The organism is Streptomyces sp. CA-181903, from assembly GCF_050937075.1.
Lineage (GTDB): Bacteria > Actinomycetota > Actinomycetes > Streptomycetales > Streptomycetaceae > Streptomyces.
Genome location: NZ_JBNJLY010000001.1, coordinates 2,177,946 through 2,193,785 on the forward strand (window position 1 = coordinate 2,177,946; position 15,840 = coordinate 2,193,785).

Below are 15,840 nucleotides of genomic sequence, written 5' to 3' on the forward strand. Positions count from 1 at the left end.
GCCGACTACGCGCCGGCCTCATGCCGGCGTCGCGTCGGCTTTATGCGGGCGCGCGGGCGCGCGCCGGGGGATGAAGCACGTAGGCACTCGCCGGGGGATGAAGCACGCAGGCACTCGCCGGGCCATACCGAGGGGGACGGACATGAGGGCCGGAGAGCCACCACACCTGCCCGATCCGCCGGGGACCCCGCTGTGGCGCCGGGTCTGGGCTTACTGGGTCACCGGCGGGCTGGCCGTCGTGCTCGGGTCACTCCTGCCCATCCTGCTCCAGGGGCACCTTCCGAATGACAAGGCGGACCCGCCGACGCCCCCGCCGGCGGCCGGCCCCGCGGGCGGCCCGAGGAGTGGTCCGACGAGTGACGCCCCCTGGACGCCCCCGGCTTCCGGCCCGCCGGCACCGGTCCCCGGGCCGGCGACCGCCCCTCCCCAGCCCGTCCCGCCCCAGCCCGTCCCGCCGCCGTACACGACGGCGCCGGCGACCCTGCGGGTCTCGGCCAGTGTCACCAGCGTCCTCTCCCAGGGGTCGGCCGGCGTCGGTCTCACCAAAGTGCAGGCGAACGTCACGTTCAACGGCCTGAAGGGCAGGATCGTCTCCATCAGGTGGCACACGTACAACGACCTGACCAAGCAGTCCCTGAGCCTCGACAGCGCCGTCCGGTCGCCGGTCCTCGACTGGGACGTCACCCACTGGCACCCGACCTTCGTCGTCGTCAACCCCGCCGTGCACTGGCAGCTCCAGGTGACGGCCTACGGGCCCGACGGCACCCAACTCGCCACGAACCACTCGAACTTCACGTTCTCCTCATGAGGCCATGGGCGGCCCGGGAGGCGCGGCGGGAGGCATGTGACGGGCCCGGGCCGAGTTTGGCGCGAATTGACCTCTGAGGGCACTTCCGTCGCACACTTCGGAAAAGAGTTCGATGCGCTGTGCAACCGACTTCGCTCTTTTCCCGTATTCCCCAGTGAAGCCCCGCCATCGGGTCATCGAGACCCAACGGGCCCATCAGGGAGGAATACGTCATGAACCGTGCCTACCGCTTCGCCATAGCCGGTGTCCTCGCCGCCGGTCTCGCCGCCGGAGGCGCTGCCACCGCCTTCGCCGCGCCCGCCCCCGCCCCCGCCCCGCGCCCGTCGCGTCCGTGGCCGCGCCCGCCCCGGCGGCCAAGCCCGCGCTCACCGCCCAGGCGAGCGTCAGCTCGATCGGCGCGTGGCAGGAGTTCCGTGTCAGCGGCAAGGCCACCGGCATCAAGGCGGGCACCACGGTCGTCCTCCAGCAGAAGCAGGGCGCCAAGTGGGTCTCCCTGCCCGCGAAGGTCACCGTCAACAAGAACTCCGCCTACTCCATGCGCGTCAAGCTCGGCATCAAGGGCAAGAACGCCCTGCGGGTGACGGGTGGCGGCGCGGTCTCCGAGCCGGTCTACGTCACCGTGCGCTGAGGCGGCACGCACACCGTTCCCCCCGAGGCCCTGTTCCGGCGGCCGGCCGGGCGGGGCCTCGGGGCGAGGGCGGTCCCGCGTATGTGACGGGAGTGTTAAGCGGCCCGGCGGGACCGGAATAACCGGCCGTCCCCGCCCGGTTGGGGTGGCCATGACGATCATCGACGGCACCGCCGCCTCCACCGGCTCCCCCGCCTCCGCCACCACCGAGGTCCTGCGCTACACCGCCTTCTCCGCCGACCCCGCGGGCGGCAACCCCGCCGGCGTCGTCCTGGACGCGTCCGGCCTCGACGACGCGGAGATGCTGCGGATCGCCGCCGAAGTCGGCTACAGCGAGACCGCGTTCCTCACCGCACCGCCCGAGGACGCCGCCGAGCCGGACCGGTCGTTCACCCTCCGCTTCTTCAGCCCGCTGGCCGAGGTCTCCTTCTGCGGTCACGCCACCGTCGCCACCTCCGTGGCCCTGGCCGAGCTGCGCGGCCCCGGGGACTTCGTCTTCACCACCCGGGCGGGAACCGTCCCGGTCTCCGTCGTGGAGCACGACGGCGCCCTGCGCGCCACCCTCACCTCCGTCGAGCCGCACACGGAGGAGGCCGCTCCGGAGGACGTCGCCGAGGCGCTGGCCGCCCTGGACTGGCCCGCCGCCGACCTCGACCCGGCCTTCCCGCCGCGCATCGCCTACGCCGGCGCCCGCCACCTCGTCCTCGGCGCGGCCACCCGGAAGCGGCTCGCCGAACTCGACTACGATTTCGACCGGTTGGCCGCGTTGATGCAGAAGATGGGCGTCACCACGGTGCCCCTGGTATGGCGCGAGAGCGAGTCCGTGTTCCACGTCCGCAACCCGTTCCCCGTCGGCGGCGTGGTGGAAGACCCCGCGACGGGCGCGGCGGCCGCCGCCCTGGGCGCGTACCTGCGCGACCGCGGCCTCGTCGGCGACGACGCGACGCTCGCCCTGCACCAGGGCGACGACCTCGGCCGCCCCGGCCGCCTGGAGGTCACCCTCCGGCCGGGCGACTCCCGCGTCCGGGTGTCGGGCACGGCGGCGCGGATCGCCTGACGCGGGCCGTTCGAGGCGGATCGGCCGGCGGGCCTACGAGGCCGAACCGGCCGACGGGTCTACGGACCTACGAGCCCGAACCGGCCGGCGGGCCTGCGGACCTACGGGCCCGGACCGGTCGGCGGGTCTACGGACCTACGAGCCCGAACCGGCCGGCCGGCGCCCGGCCTTGCTCGCCGGCGCCCTCGGCGCAGACCGGCCCCGGCCGCACCGCCGTACGCGGGCGAGACATACCACCGCCTGACCTGATCCGTTCCGGGTCCGGAAACCCGACGACGAGCAGGCGGGACGAGGGCCGGCCCACTCGACGGCCTCGGGCGTCCCACCGTTCACGAGGCAACGGCCGCCGTGGGCGCGGGGGGACGGCCCGGGCCGCCTGGCGGAGTCCGCCGGCGGCCTGGTCCGGTCGGCGCATCAGCCTCGCCCTTCGTCCGGGCGGCCGGTTCCGGCCCGCGTTCCCCGGCCGGTGGCCTGTCGGACGAGCGGCCGCCCGGCCGCGGGCGGCACGGAACGCGCAGGTCGGCCGCGATCAGGGCCGATCCGGGCCACCCGCCGGCCGGAGCCGCCCCGTCCGGGCCAGGAAGGCGACGAACGCGGCCATGACGATCCACCCGGGCCACCCGGTGAGCCCCATGTGCAGCGGATCGAGGGCGGCGTCCGGGTCGGCGAACTCCTTGACCATGCCCACGCTCAGGGAGCTGACGAAGGCGTGGGCGATGACGGCGGGCACCACCGAGCCGGAGCGCAGCCGCAGCCAGGTGAAGACCGGCAGGACCAGCGTGCAGCTCACCACCATCGCGGGCACGGACACGTACCAGGAGCGGCCGGGGTACTGGCCGCCCATGATCAACGTGGGCAGGTGCCACAGGGCGAAGGCGACGCCGGTCAGCAGGTACGCCCGGAGCGGGCGCGTCCGGTGGCCGTCCCGCAGCAGGCGCGGGAACAGGTAGCCCTGCCAGCCCAGTTCCTCGCCGAAGAACAGCGGCAAGGACACCACCATCCCCACCAGCCCGCCGGCCAGCCAGCCGGTCACGCTCCCGGCGTCCACGTCCCCTACGGGATAGCGTCCGGCGAGGGCCCCGAGGGCCAGGGCCGCCGCGGTGAGCCCTGCGGGCACGGCGGCGGCCGTCAGACACTCCCGCACCGCACGCCCCCACGGCCTCGGCCACCGCAGCGCCAGCGCCTCCCTCAGCCGCCCGCCCCCGCGCGCGTACCGTACGGCGACCACCGCGGCGAGCGCCGGCGCGAACATCGCGAAGGCGATGCACACTTCCGCCAGCGCGCCCGTACTCTCGCGCGCGTCACCCCGCCGGTACCCGGTCACCAGCAGCGGCAGCATGGCCAGCCACATGCCGGCGTACGCCACCCCGAGATACAGCCACAGGTCCCGCCGCCGCCTCACCGACGGCACCTTCCGCGCCCGCCCGAGCCCCACCGGCTCCGAACCCACCCGACCGAAAAGGGGCGTTCCCCCCGTCGAAATCCTCATGCCACCGACGCTACGAAGCGCCGCGCGCCCCCGTAATCCGGCCGACTACGCCTCGGAGGTGCAGTTTTCTGCACCTGCCCGGCAAGCCGGAAAGCGTTTCACCGGCGAACCGCTTCTCCGGCCCCCGTCCCGCCCGCCTCACCCGTCTCCCCGCCCCACCGTGACCACGATCTTGCCCACCTGCCCGTTGCCCTCCATGTGGCGGTGGGCGTCGGCGATGGCGTCCAGCGGGAAGGTGCGGTCGATCAGCGGGGAGAGGGCGCCGGAGCGGAGGCCCGACTCGATGAAGGCGGTCGCGCGCCGCTTGCGGTCGTCGTGGTCGAGGACGGCGGGCAGGGCGAAGCCGTAGACGGCGAGCGGCCAGTGCAGGGGCAGCGGGGTGGGGCGCCCGTCGAGCGAGCCGTAGACGATCAGCATGCCGTCCCGGGCCACCGCCCCGGCGAGGGCCGGGAGTTCGGGTCCGCCCACCGCGTCGAAGACCACACGCGCGCCCGCGCCGTCCGTCAGTTCGCCGGTGCGGGCGACGGGATCGTCCTCGTCCCGGCAGACCACCTGCGCGGCGCCCGCCTTGAGGAGCTGCTCCCTCTTGGCGGCGGTGCGGGTGACGGCGACCGGGACGGCGCCGACGAGGTTCGCCACCTGGATCGCCGCGATGCCGACGCTGCTGGAGGCGGCGGTGATCAGCGCCGTGTCACCCGGGCGCAGCCCTCCGATCTCCACCAGGGCCCCGTACGCGGTGAGGTACGACAGCCAGGTCGCGGCACCGGTGATCGCGTCCACCGACGGGTGCCGCCGGAACAGCGTGTCCGCCGGGACGTTGACGCGCTCCGCGTAGACGCCGTAGGCGGACATCGCGCCCGAGGCGGTGGCCAGTACGGTCACCAGGTCGCCGGCGGCGAACCCCTCGACCCCCGGGCCCACCTCCTCGACCACGCCCGCCGCCTCGGCACCGATCCGGGACGCGGGCAGGTCGGGCCCGTAGTAGTACGCCCCCGCCCGGAACAGGGCCTCCGACCGGTTGAGGCCCACCGCCTCCACCCGGACGCGGACCTCGCCCGGCCCCGGCGCGCCGAGTTCCACTTCCTCGATCCGCAGCACTTCAGGGCCGCCCACCTCGTCGAACAGCACCGTTCTGGCCTTCATCGCCCCACCCTTCGCCGCGCTCACAGCGCCTGGGAACTGACACCGCACGTTTTCCGTGCACCGTTCAGTTTTCACTCAGCGCACTGTAATGCAGCGCTGTAAAGTGTCAAGGGTGATCCCACAGACCCAGGGCAGACGGGCCCGGCTCCGCGCCCAGACCACGGCGGAGATCAAGGCCACGGCGCTCCGGCTGATGTCCGAGGGCGGCCCGGACGCCATCTCGCTGCGCGCCATCGCCCGCGAGATGGGCATGAGCGCCAGCGCCGTCTACAGCTACTTCGCCACCCGGGACGAACTGATCACCACGCTGATCAACGACGTCTACTCGGAGCTCGTCGACCGCGCGGAGGCCGCCCGCGACGCCTGCCCCGCCGACGACACCGCCGGCCGGATCCAGGCATGGTGGCGGGCGCTGCGCGACTGGGCGCTCGCCGAACCGGAGGGCTTCCGGCTCGTCTACGGCGATCCGGTGGCCGGGTACGTCGCGCCCACCGGCGGCCCCGCGCCCCGCCCCTCCGAGCGCGCCTGCCTGGGCCTCGTCGAACTCATCGCCGCCGCCTGGCCCCAGGCCGCCCCCCGACAGCCGCCCGGCGACCACACGTGGTCCGACTTCACACCGGAGCTCGCCGAGGAGATCCGCCGGCACCTGCCCGACGTGTCCCCCGGCGCGGTCGCGCTCGCCTTCCGTGTCTGGGGCCGGATGTACGGGCTGATCGGACTGGAGATCTACGGCCACCTTCGCCCGAGCGTGGCCGACCCCGGCGCGCTCTACGAGGCGGAACTGCACGACGTGATCGTGTCGCTGGGGCTCGTACCGCCGGGGGCTCGCTGAAACGGGACGGTGGCGGGGGAGGCCCGGCCGAGGACTCGTTCGACGAGACGGTGGCCTGGGGACCTTGGGGCCCTTCGGCCGGGGGCTCATTGAAGGAAACGGTGGTCGGGGACGTTCGGCCCGCCCCGTGACCGCCACGGCCGGCGCCGTCACGACCACCCCGCACCCCGCGACGACCGTCCAGGCCGGGCGCACGGCGGCGGTGAACGCGGGGGCGTCGTGCAGGGGTGCGCCGTGCAGGCCGCCGGCCAGGATCGCGCCGAGGACGGCCACGCCGAGGGCGAAGCCCGAGCGGCCGCAGGACGTGAAGAGGGCGGAGGCGAGGCCGGCGCGGTCCTCGGGCAGGCCCGAGACGGCCGTCGTGATGAGCAGCGGGGCGGCCAGGCCCAGGCCGAGCCCGAAGAGGACGTACTCCCCGAGGATCAGGGCGGTGGACGTGCTCCCGGCGAGGACCGCCGTCAGCGCCCCGGCGGCGGTGAGGGAGGCGCCCGCCGCGACGAGCAGCCGGGTCCGTTCGGCCTGGTCGGTGAACGTGTGGGAGATGATCGCCATCGAGACCGGCGTCAGCCCGGCGGCCCCGGCGCCCTGGAGCACGCGGAAGCCGACCAGCGCGCCCAGGGACGGCGCGACGGCGCACAGGGCCGAGGCGGCGGTGAACACCACGAGCCCCGCGCGGAGCACCCGCCGCCGGCCGGTCCGGTCGGCCGTCGAGCCCGCGGGCAGCATCAGGGCGGCCATGGCCAGGCTGTACGCGTCGACGGCCCACTGCATGCCCGCCACCGAGGAGCCGAGCTCCCGTTCCATCGCGGGGAGGGCGACGTTCAGGGCGGTCACATCGATGCCGATCATCAGCAGGGCGACGCAGCAGACCGTCAGGACGATGCTCCGACGGTCGCCGACCGGTGCCGAGAGGGGTGGCGCGGGCACGGCGGTGCCTCCTGGTCCGACGGGGACGGTGGTGCTGGTGCGGGGCCGGAGCCGTCCGGCGCGCTCCTTGGCCCTCCCTTCCCCAGCATCCGGCCGCGCGGCCCCGCCCGCCCCCGGGAGGGCGGGCGGGGCGCCGGGGGACGGCCCATCCTCCGAACGGGGGACGGCTCCCCCTCACCTCCCTCCCGTCCCTCCGGTTCCCCTCACGTCCCTCCCGTTCCCCTCACACCACTCCCCCTCCGCTCCTCACGCCGCTCCCGTCCCCCTACTCCCCTCCCCTCGCTCCCGGCACAGCGCGACGGCGACGGCCCCCGCCAGCGTCAGCCCACCCGCCGCGAGCGCGGCGCGGCTCAGGCCGAGCGCGGCCTCGTGGGCGGCCCCGCCGCCGTGCGGGACGGCCGCCATGACGGCGGCGATCAGGGCGACGCCCACCGACGAACCGAGGTACCGCGCCGCGTTGTTGGCGGCGGATCCGACGGCCACCCGGTCGGCCGGCACGCTCCGTACGGCAAGCCCGGCGAGCGCGGCGTTCACGACACCGCTGCCGACCCCGGCGACGACCAGACCGGGCAGGAACCGCCACCACGACGCGTGCTCGCCGATCCCCGCGAGGGCGAGTTCCCCCGCGCCGCAGACGGCCAGCCCGGCCGCGACCTGATGCCGGTCCGCCACCCGCCCCGCCAGCCGGCGGGCCTGCGGGGCGACGACGAACGACAGCCCGGACCAGACGCCCAGCAGGGCGGCGCTGCGCAACGGCCCCATGCCGAACAGGCTCTGGGCGGCCATCGGGACGTACGTCATGAGGCCGACCACACCGGCGCCGATCACCAGCGCGCCGACCGCCGAGGCGGCGAAGGCGGGCCGCCGCAGCAGGCCGAGGTCCAGCAGCGGTGCGGCGACGCGCCGTTCGACGACCGCGAACGCCGCCAGCAGCACCGCCGCGGCCACCAGGAGGACGACGACCCTCGGCCGGCCCCAGCCGCCGCGGCCCTCGACGAGCGCCCCGACGAGGAGCGCGACCCCGAGGCCGAGGGTCAGTACGCCGGCGGTGTCGAAGCCGCGGCGGTGTTCGTTCCGCGACTCCTCCAGGGAGACCGCGCCCCAGAGCGTGACCGCGGCCGAGAGGGCGGCGAGGGCGACGTAACCGGCGCGCCAGTCGAGGCACTTGACGAGCAGGGCGGCGAACACCGGTCCGACGGCGATGCCGCCACCCACCATGGCGCCCCACAGACCGGTGGCCCGCGCCCGCTCCGGGCCGGGCGGGAAGGCCCGGCCGACGAGGCCCAGCCCGGCGGCCAGCAGGGCGGCGCTGCCGGCGCCCTGGACGAGCCGGCCGCACACGAAGACGAGGGTGCCGGGCGCCGCCGCGCACACCGCGCTCGCCAGGACGAGCAGCAGGCCGCCGGCCGTGAACGTCCGTTTGCGGCCCCGGTCGTCGGCCAGGCCGCCCGCCGCCATCAGGCTGGCGGCGAGGCCGACGCCGATGGCGCCGAGGATCCACGTCCGCCCGGAGGGCCCCGAGCCGAGGTCGGCGGCGACGAGCCCGGCGGTGGGCAGGGTCGCGGTGAAGTTCATGAGGACGAGCAGGGTCGCCGCGCAGGAGACGGCGAGGGTCGAACGGGCCGAAGGCCGCGGGCGCGCGGCCGCTTCGGCGGGCTGGGCGGGTTCGGCCGGTCCTTCGGGTTCGACGGCCACCGTCATGACTACCCCCGGGGTCGGTCGGGCCGGCCGTGACAGGCCGGGCGCTGTGGTTCATTGATTGAACCACAAAGTTCAATGATTGAACTGCTAGCCTGAGGTGGTGGGATTGGGACGCGGGTACACGGATCAGGACTGCTCACTGGCGCGCGCCCTGGAGGTGGTCGGCGAGCGCTGGACGCTCCTCGTCCTCCGGGACTGCTTCTACGGGGTGCGGCGGTTCGCCGACTTCCACGCCCACCTCGGCGTACCGCGCGCCGTCCTCACCGACCGGCTCAAGACACTGACCTCGGTGGGCCTCCTCGAACGCCGCCCGCGCGCCACCGGCGTAGAGGTCGACTACGTCCTCACCGAACGCGGCGTCGACCTCTGGCCGACGGTCTACACCCTGGCGCAGTGGGGTGAGCGCTGGCTCACTCCGGACGGCGCGCGCCGCCTCTTCAGCCACGCCTCCTGCGGCACGGATGTCACTCCGGCCGGCCTCTGCCCCACCTGCGACACCGTCCCTCCCCCGGCCGACCTCGTCATCCGGCAGGGGCCGGGCGCCGATCCGACGCTGCGGGACGACCGGGTGAGCGAGGCGCTGCGGCGCAAGCCGCACCGGCTGCTGACGGACCTCTTCCCGGAGCAGCCGGAGGCGGCGGTCCGGGCGGGCGGGGCGGGCGGGGCGTCTTAGGTCACCGGCTCCGCTGTTTCTTCAGGCCCGCCAAAGCCCCCGCACAGGTCACAGACCCCGCGCTTCCCATGCTCCTCGCGCCTCTCAACTCCCGTCGAAACGGCGGACGAAACGCTTCTGCCAGGGCGTCTCGACGGCGCGCGGATCGTAGTGCCGCCGTACGTACGCCACCGCCTCCCCGGCCGGGACGCCGTCGAGTACGGCGAGGCAGGCCAGCGCCGTGCCCGTCCTTCCGCGCCCGCCGCCGCAGGCCAGCTCCACCCGTTCGGTCCCGGCCCGTTCCCATGCCGCCCGGAACACCGTCCGGGCCCGCTCAGGGTCGGCGGGCAGCCGGAAGTCGGGCCAGCGCAACCACTCCGCCTCCCAGGCCACTTCGGGCGGCCGCTCCCCCAGCAGATACACCGCGTACTCCGGAACCGGCCCGTCCGGCATGGGCCGTCGCAGCGCCCGTCCCCGCACCAGCCGCCCGGAGGGGAGGCGGAGGAGACCAGGGGTGCTCTCGGGCCAGGTGGGGTTCACGCGACCACCTTAAGCGGCGACACCCGCGCCGCCCGGCGGCCGACCGGCCCACCCTCCCGGACGACCGGCCCACCCTCCCTAACGACCGGTCCATCCTTCCGAACGACCTTCGGACCGACCGGAGTCGATCACAGGAAGGTCCGTTGTCAGTGGTGGGTGCCATGCTCTTCTCATGGACAACGACGTGCGGAGGGACGAGGGAACGGACGGCGCGGCAGCCCGCCGCCCGTCCCCCGCGTCCCAACGCGCGCCCGGCCAAGCAGCGTACGGAGAACGACCCGTGGACGATCTCGTGAACGACACCGTGAGCACCGCCCTCCCCGTCTTCCCCTACCACCCCGACCCCTGGCCACGGGCTCCGTCGCCCCCGACCCGCACACCGCCTGCGCGTGCTGCGGCCGCGTCCGCGGCCTTGTCTACGCGGGTCCGGTGTACACCGCGGCGGACGAGGACCTGCGCGGCCGGCTCTGCCCCTGGTGCATAGCGGACGGCAGCGCCGCCGAGCGGTACGACGCCTCCTTCTGCGGGGTCGTGGCGGGCGACGTGCCCGAGGCCGTCCTGACGGCCGTCGGGCGGCGCACCCCCGGCTTCTCGGCCTGGCAGGAATCGGTCTGGCTCTCGCACTGCGGGGACGCCGCCGCCTTCCTCGGCCCGGTGGGAAGCGCCGAGTTGGCCGCGTACCCGGAAGCGGTCGACGCCCTGCGCCGCGAGGCCGTCGCCTGGCAGTGGTCCGCCGACGAGATCGAGCGCTACCTCGGCTCGTTCGACCGGGAGGGCCAGCCGACCGCGTACCTCTTCCGCTGCCGGGTGTGCGACGCGCACCTGGCGTACTCCGACTTCACATAGACGGCGTGGGTGAAGGTGACCATGAACGGATCGACTGCCCGGCGCCCGCGCGCCCCCGGGCCCCTCCGGCTCCGCCCCTTCGGCCGGCTCGGCCTCGACGGCTCGCTCGGCTCACTCCGCCCGGTCGGCTCCATGCGCCCGGGTGGCCCACCGCGCCGACGCGGCCCGATCGGCCTCCTTCGCCGGATCGGCACCCTCCATCGGATCGGCCCGCTCGCCGCCCGTGTCCAGGGCTCGCGCCGTCCCCTCCGACCGCGCGAGCCCCGAAGTCCGCTGTCCCGCCTGTGCCGTGCGGCGGCCGGCCGGCTCCGCCACGCGGTCCGTTCCGCCCGGGACGCTGGGTGCGCCCGGTGCATCCGGTGCGGTGGGTCGACGGCACGACCGGCGATGGTTACGGCCGTCGCGAACGGACCGGTGACGCACGCGCCGCCGCACGGACCGATGACGCACGGACCGCCGCCGCATGGACCGATGACGCGTGTGCCGGCGACGCACGCGCCGGTGACACACCGGCCGCCGCGCCGGGAGCCGCCCCTGCCCCCGCGCCCGGCGCCGCTCCGGCAGGGGCCGGCCGGGCGCGCGTCGCTCGCGAGTCGCCCGCCGGCCCCTCCCCCGCCCGGCCGCCCGTGGTCACTCGCGGAGGACGATCCGGCCCAGCGGCGTCACGAGCAGCCCGAACCGGTCCGCGTGGATCAGCCGGCGGCCGACCGGCACCGCCGTGCCGCCGCCGGCGGGGGTCACCGTGCCCGTCGCCGTCGTGCTGTCCGTCGCGTAGACCTCGTGCTCCTCCACGACCAGCCGGTACTCCGAGAGCGGCAGCAGTTGCGGTGCCGGTGGCACCAGGTCGCCGGACCAGACGAACGTGGATCCCTTGGCGACGCAGGTGAGTTCGAGGACGGTGCCGGTGCCGGCCCAGTCGAGATCGCCGCTGCCGACGGCCCGCCGTTCCACGGAGGCGAGGACGCGGCGGCTCGCGGCCATCGCTGCCTGGCCGCTGCCGACCCGCTTGCCCAGGGCGTTCGGCGCGACCGGGCCGCTCAGCTCCAGCCGGACGGCGCCGGCGGACGTCATGGTGGCGGTGACCGTCCGGTCGGGCAGCAGTTGGAGGAAGTCCGCGGCCACGACCTTGGACAGATGCAGCGGGTCGACGGAGTAGGGCTGGTAGCGGGCCAGGGCCAGGCGCAGGTACGGGAAGTAGGCCGTGGCACCGGCGGCCGGTCCGAGGTCGACGTCGATGTCGCAGGTCCACAGCCGCAGTTCGGGGTCGTAGTCGGGGGTGAACGCGGCGACCGAGGCGGTGGCGGGCGCGCCGCCCACCGGTTCGGCGAGCACCCGCCCGTCGGCGGTGAGCGCGGCACCCGGGAAGTTCGCCGGGGCGAGCCGGGGCGGGGCCGTCGGGTCTTCCCAGACCGGGTCGGTGGCACAGCGGGTGGCGAGTTCGTCGGGAAGCGGGGTGCCGGTGCCCGGGCCGCCGGTGGCGGCGGGATCGAGGACGACGGCGAGGAGTTCGTCATCGCCCGACGAGAACCAGGGGCGGCGCAGGTGTACCCGGAAGCCGGCGTGCCGGCGGGTGCGGGTCACCCGGTGCCGTTCGTGGTCGACGGTCTGCTCCCAGCGGACGGTCGGGACGAGATGGCTGACGTCGGGCGGCTCGGGGCGGCGGCAGCTGGGGACGTGCCAGCCGCGGCCGTCGGGCCCCGCGCTCGCCGGGCCCTTGCGGGTGATCAGCGCGGGCTGGTCGGTGATGGCCGGGTGGAAGTACTCGCGGAACCGGGTGGTGGCGATGGGGGTGTAGGTGACGGCGCGGTGCAGGGTGTCGCGGAACTCGTGGCGGAGGCCGAAGAGGGAGCGGTCGTCCTCGATGCGTCCGAGGGTGAAGTGGCCGACTCGCGCGTGCCGTTCGGTGCGCTGGGGCGAGTCCTGGGCCACGTCGTCCGTCCACTCCTGCCAGCTCGCGTCGATGTCGACGCGCCCGGTGCTGCGGGCGTGGCTGTGGAGGCGCCCGGAGAACGGGGTGAAGGTCTGTCCCTCCTCGCGGGGGAAGGTGAGCGGGCCGAGCTCCGGTGCGGCGAGCGGCTTCTCCACGGCGTGGACGAGGGTGAGTTCGATCCAGGGGGTGATCATCCAGTTCTCGCCGTCGGCGGCCGCGGCGGTGAGCTCGTCCTTCTTCTCCTGCGGCAGCCCGGTGGCGGGGTCCGGGTCGTTCCACAGTCCGGAGGCGGTGAGCAGGTCCCAGGCGCGGAAGAGGGTGAGGTCGGCGGGGTCGAGGCGGCAGCTCATCCGGACGGTGGCGACGGTCGCCTTGGGCAGCCGGACGGTCAGTTCGCGCTCCAGGAGGCCGCTCCAGACGGGCGGCCCGTCCCCTTCGACGATCTTCAGGCGCAGCGGCCGGGCCTGCGGCCAGGGCCCGGGGAAGTCATAGGTGGCGTTGGGCGGCGCCCCCGGCAGGCCGCGCAGGGAGACGCCCCGGGCCGGGACGTCCGGCAGGTACGGCAGCAGGAGCTGCGCGCCGCGGTGGACGACGTACTCGCCGGGCCGGAGGCCCTGCCCTCTGGGGACGGGGAGTTCGGTCGGCGGTGCGGTGTCGTGGACGTCGTGTTTCGCAACCTTGATCTCGCCGAGGAGTTTGAGGTCGGTGGTGACGTCGGGGTTCTCGGGAAGGCTGACGACGGTGTCCAGGTAGCTGCCGGCCTCACGGGAGGCGGCGGCGAAGTAGCGGCGGCGGACCAGATCCGCCTTGTCGGGCCCGAACACGGTGTCGTACATGCCGTGCTGTTCGGCCGTCTGGAGCGGGGACTTGGGCGGGCTGACGTGCCGTTCGTCCCAGGCCCGGTAGCGGCGGTCGAGTCCGTCGACGGGCGACTGCGCGGGGTGGTCGGGGACCTGCGCGTTGCGCGCCGCCGCCCACGCGTCGGGCGGCACGGGCGTCCCGTCGTCCCGCACGGTGCTGCGGATGACCAGCCGCGGCTCCGACTCGCCCTCCAGGAAGGGCCACCGGGGCACGAGCACGGGCGGCGGCACGGGCTCCCAGCGCCGGTAGGTGACGGGCGCGGAGGCGGTGCCGTCGGGGGTGTCGGCGTCGGGGCCGGGGCCGTTGCCGGCGAGGTCGCAGAGCCGGGCGCGCAGCCGGTACGTCCGGCCGAACCGCAGGGCGGGCAGCGACCCCCGGACCGGGCGGAACGCGGTGTCCAGCGGGAAGACCGGCGACACCTCGGGCGCGGGCACCCGGGGCCGGTCGTCCGGTCCGAGGGTCCGGCCGGGCGGCGGCGCGGCCAGGCTCCAGCCGTGCCAGCCGCAGAGGGCCTGGTGCACGTAGAGCTGGTTGCCGTCCTTCTTGTCGTGGGTGACGGCGGTGGCCTTGACGTGCCCCTCGTCGGGGGCGACGGTCAGCGGCACGACGGGCTGCCCGGGGCGGCGGATCGCGTAGCGCCCGGTCCGCGCGCACAGCGGACGCCAGACGGTGACGGGCGCGGCGGCCCCTCCGTCGTCTCCCCCGGCCCCCGCCGGCTCCTCGACGACGCCCACGTCGACGCGGTAGCCGCGGACGAGGTCGGAGGCGTCGAGGACGGCGACGGCGGGCGTCTGGCCCGCCGGGCCGACGCCGGCCGTGTGCCGGGCGTCGGCCTCCATCCGGTCGGCGAGCTCCACGTCGCGGCCCTCCCGGATGACGGTGAGGCCGGCGCCGTGCAGGGCGGGCGGGGCCGTGCTGTCCGGGGCGACGGACGCCTTGGGGTCGGTCGCCGCGGCGAGCGTCTGGTCCACGATCCGGGAGAACTCCACGAACTTCATCGCGGCGCCGTCCACGTCCAGGTCGGTGACCAGGATCCCGTCCCCGCCCAGCCGCAGCATCCGCCGCCCGTACGGGCCGTCGTCCGGGGCGTACGGCTCGAAGCGGCTCCCGGCGACGTAGCGCAGCTCGGTCCAGGGCCGCAGGCCCTCGTCCTCGTTGAGCTGCTGCTGGTCCGCGGTGAACCGGACGCGCGCCTGCCAGCGGTCGGCGAGCCCCGGCGGCGGGGTGACCAGCAGGTCGACGGCGAGGCCGAAGCGGCGCAGGAGTTCGGGGTAGTCGGCGAGCAGGGCGCAAGCGGTGTGGAAGTCGACGTCGGGTGCCGTGGGCGGGGGCGGCGCGGGCACCTGGGGGCGGTCGTAGAAGCGGTACGCCTCCGCGAGGTTGTGGGCGGCGGCGTTGCCGCGGTAGGCGTCGCTGGTGCGGTCCATGTACCGGGGGCGAAACGGATTGGCGGCGACGGCCGCGGGCCCGCCCGTGCCGTGTTCGATCAGCTGGTCGAGGCCCGGATAGGAGGCGGCGACACCGCGGGCCAGCTCCATCAGCGGCGGCGGGAGCGGGGCGCGGAGGTCGCCGGTGGTGGGGTGGTCCCAGGTGGCGGGCGGCACGGCGGTGGCGCCCTCGCCGCTCGACGGGAAGGAGCTGTCGCCGGCGGGTGGGAGGGCTTCCGCACGGCCGGCCGGAACGGCTCCCCCGCCGCCGGGCGGGACGGCTTTCTCACGACCGGTGGGAAAGGCTCCCTCCCCGCCGGGCGGGACGGCTTCGTCACGGGTTTCCTCACGGCCGGACGGGATGGCCCCCTCACCCCCGGACGACGCGGCTCCCTGGCCGCCGGAGGACGGGAAGGCGCGGCGGAGGGCGGTGGCCGTGGCGACGGCCTCGTAGAGGGTGCCGATCCGGTCGTGGACGTCCCGGGCCGGATAGGAGCGCAGGGTGGGCGGCACGGCCGCGTCGGCGGCGAAGGCGCCGGCGGGCGGGTGTACGGGGGAGGTGGTCGGGAAGAGGGCCTTCCACAGGTCGCTGTCGGCGGGCGGGTAGCGGTCCTGGCGAGGGGCGGCGGGCACGGCGGTCCCGGGCCCGGTGGTGCCGGGCGCGCGGAACTCGATCCGCAGGCCGGTCGCGTACCGGCCGAGGGTGGCGGGCCAGTCGTGGAAGGCGGGGAAGGTGTCGAGCGTGGTCCCCCCGGTGAGGCGGGGGCTGACCAGGACGGTGAGGCGGAGCCGGCCGTCGGCGGCGGTTCCGTCGGGCAGTACGGTCCACCGGATCGTCTCGGGCATGGCGTCAGCTCACTTCCGCGAAGGCGGTGCAGTACTCGTCGACCGGATCGCGCGGCAGCCCGGTCACCGGGTCGGGGTAGGGCGCCATCATCCGGGCGAACGTAGGGGGCCGGACGGCGTCCTCTGCCGCGGTGAGCGGGCCCGGGGAGTGCC

11 protein-coding genes and 1 pseudogene are annotated in these 15,840 nt (G+C 75.3%); 6 read left to right on the forward strand and 6 right to left on the reverse strand.

Features of this window, described 5'->3' with window-relative positions; all coding sequences use genetic code 11:
* Window positions 1–142: 142 nt before the first annotated feature.
* From ACQEVS_RS09570 to ACQEVS_RS09580, 3 genes are all read left to right on the forward strand, one after another.
* Window positions 143–808, forward strand: coding sequence for a hypothetical protein (locus ACQEVS_RS09570; RefSeq protein ID WP_433017943.1), 666 nt, complete (start codon window positions 143–145; stop codon window positions 806–808).
* Window positions 809–1,139: 331 nt separating this feature from the next.
* Window positions 1,140–1,436 (forward strand): hypothetical protein, encoded by a 297-nt coding sequence (locus tag ACQEVS_RS09575; protein WP_433017946.1) that lies wholly within the window; start codon window positions 1,140–1,142, stop codon window positions 1,434–1,436.
* A 151-nt stretch (window positions 1,437–1,587) separates the two neighbouring features.
* Window positions 1,588–2,493 carry a PhzF family phenazine biosynthesis protein gene (locus ACQEVS_RS09580; protein WP_433017949.1) on the forward strand — a complete coding sequence of 302 codons (906 nt, stop codon included), beginning with the start codon at window positions 1,588–1,590 and terminating at the stop codon, window positions 2,491–2,493.
* Between the two features lie 529 nt (window positions 2,494–3,022).
* Here ACQEVS_RS09580 and ACQEVS_RS09585 read toward each other — a convergent pair.
* Both ACQEVS_RS09585 and ACQEVS_RS09590 read right to left on the reverse strand, forming a co-directional pair.
* On the reverse strand, window positions 3,023–3,895 hold the full coding sequence (locus ACQEVS_RS09585; RefSeq protein WP_433017952.1) for a CPBP family intramembrane glutamic endopeptidase: 873 nt from the start codon (window positions 3,893–3,895) through the stop codon (window positions 3,023–3,025).
* Window positions 3,896–4,120: 225 nt separating this feature from the next.
* Window positions 4,121–5,125: a zinc-dependent alcohol dehydrogenase family protein gene (locus tag ACQEVS_RS09590; protein WP_433017955.1), complete on the reverse strand. Its 1,005-nt coding sequence runs from the start codon at window positions 5,123–5,125 to the stop codon at window positions 4,121–4,123.
* Between the two features lie 112 nt (window positions 5,126–5,237).
* On the opposite strand from ACQEVS_RS09590, the gene ACQEVS_RS09595 reads away from it, so the two are divergent.
* A complete protein-coding gene (locus ACQEVS_RS09595) occupies window positions 5,238–5,957 on the forward strand; it encodes a TetR/AcrR family transcriptional regulator (RefSeq protein WP_433017958.1) in 720 nt (239 codons plus the stop codon).
* Between the two features lie 492 nt (window positions 5,958–6,449).
* Here ACQEVS_RS09595 and ACQEVS_RS09600 read toward each other — a convergent pair.
* Window positions 6,450–6,806, reverse strand: a pseudogene (locus ACQEVS_RS09600) (MFS transporter); the annotation flags it as partial.
* A gap of 324 nt (window positions 6,807–7,130) precedes the next feature.
* The gene (locus ACQEVS_RS09605; RefSeq protein ID WP_433017961.1) at window positions 7,131–8,585 is read right to left on the reverse strand and encodes an MFS transporter; all 1,455 of its coding nucleotides are present in this window, start codon (window positions 8,583–8,585) and stop codon (window positions 7,131–7,133) included.
* A gap of 100 nt (window positions 8,586–8,685) precedes the next feature.
* On the opposite strand from ACQEVS_RS09605, the gene ACQEVS_RS09610 reads away from it, so the two are divergent.
* Complete coding sequence (locus ACQEVS_RS09610) at window positions 8,686–9,258, forward strand: winged helix-turn-helix transcriptional regulator (protein ID WP_433017964.1); 573 nt, start codon at window positions 8,686–8,688, stop codon at window positions 9,256–9,258.
* 84 nt (window positions 9,259–9,342) lie between these two features.
* Here the strand turns inward: ACQEVS_RS09610 and ACQEVS_RS09615 are convergent, their stop codons facing one another.
* A complete protein-coding gene (locus tag ACQEVS_RS09615; protein ID WP_433017967.1) occupies window positions 9,343–9,777 on the reverse strand; it encodes a protein-tyrosine phosphatase family protein in 435 nt (144 codons plus the stop codon).
* Between the two features lie 156 nt (window positions 9,778–9,933).
* Here ACQEVS_RS09615 and ACQEVS_RS09620 point away from each other — a divergent pair, with 156 nt between their 5' ends.
* Window positions 9,934–10,623, forward strand: a complete 690-nt coding sequence (locus ACQEVS_RS09620) for a CbrC family protein (protein WP_433017970.1) — start codon at window positions 9,934–9,936, stop codon at window positions 10,621–10,623.
* Between the two features lie 630 nt (window positions 10,624–11,253).
* On the opposite strand, the gene ACQEVS_RS09625 is transcribed toward ACQEVS_RS09620, so the two are convergent.
* Window positions 11,254–15,687 carry a hypothetical protein gene (locus ACQEVS_RS09625; RefSeq protein ID WP_433017973.1) on the reverse strand — a complete coding sequence of 1,478 codons (4,434 nt, stop codon included), beginning with the start codon at window positions 15,685–15,687 and terminating at the stop codon, window positions 11,254–11,256.
* Window positions 15,688–15,840 lie beyond the last annotated feature (153 nt).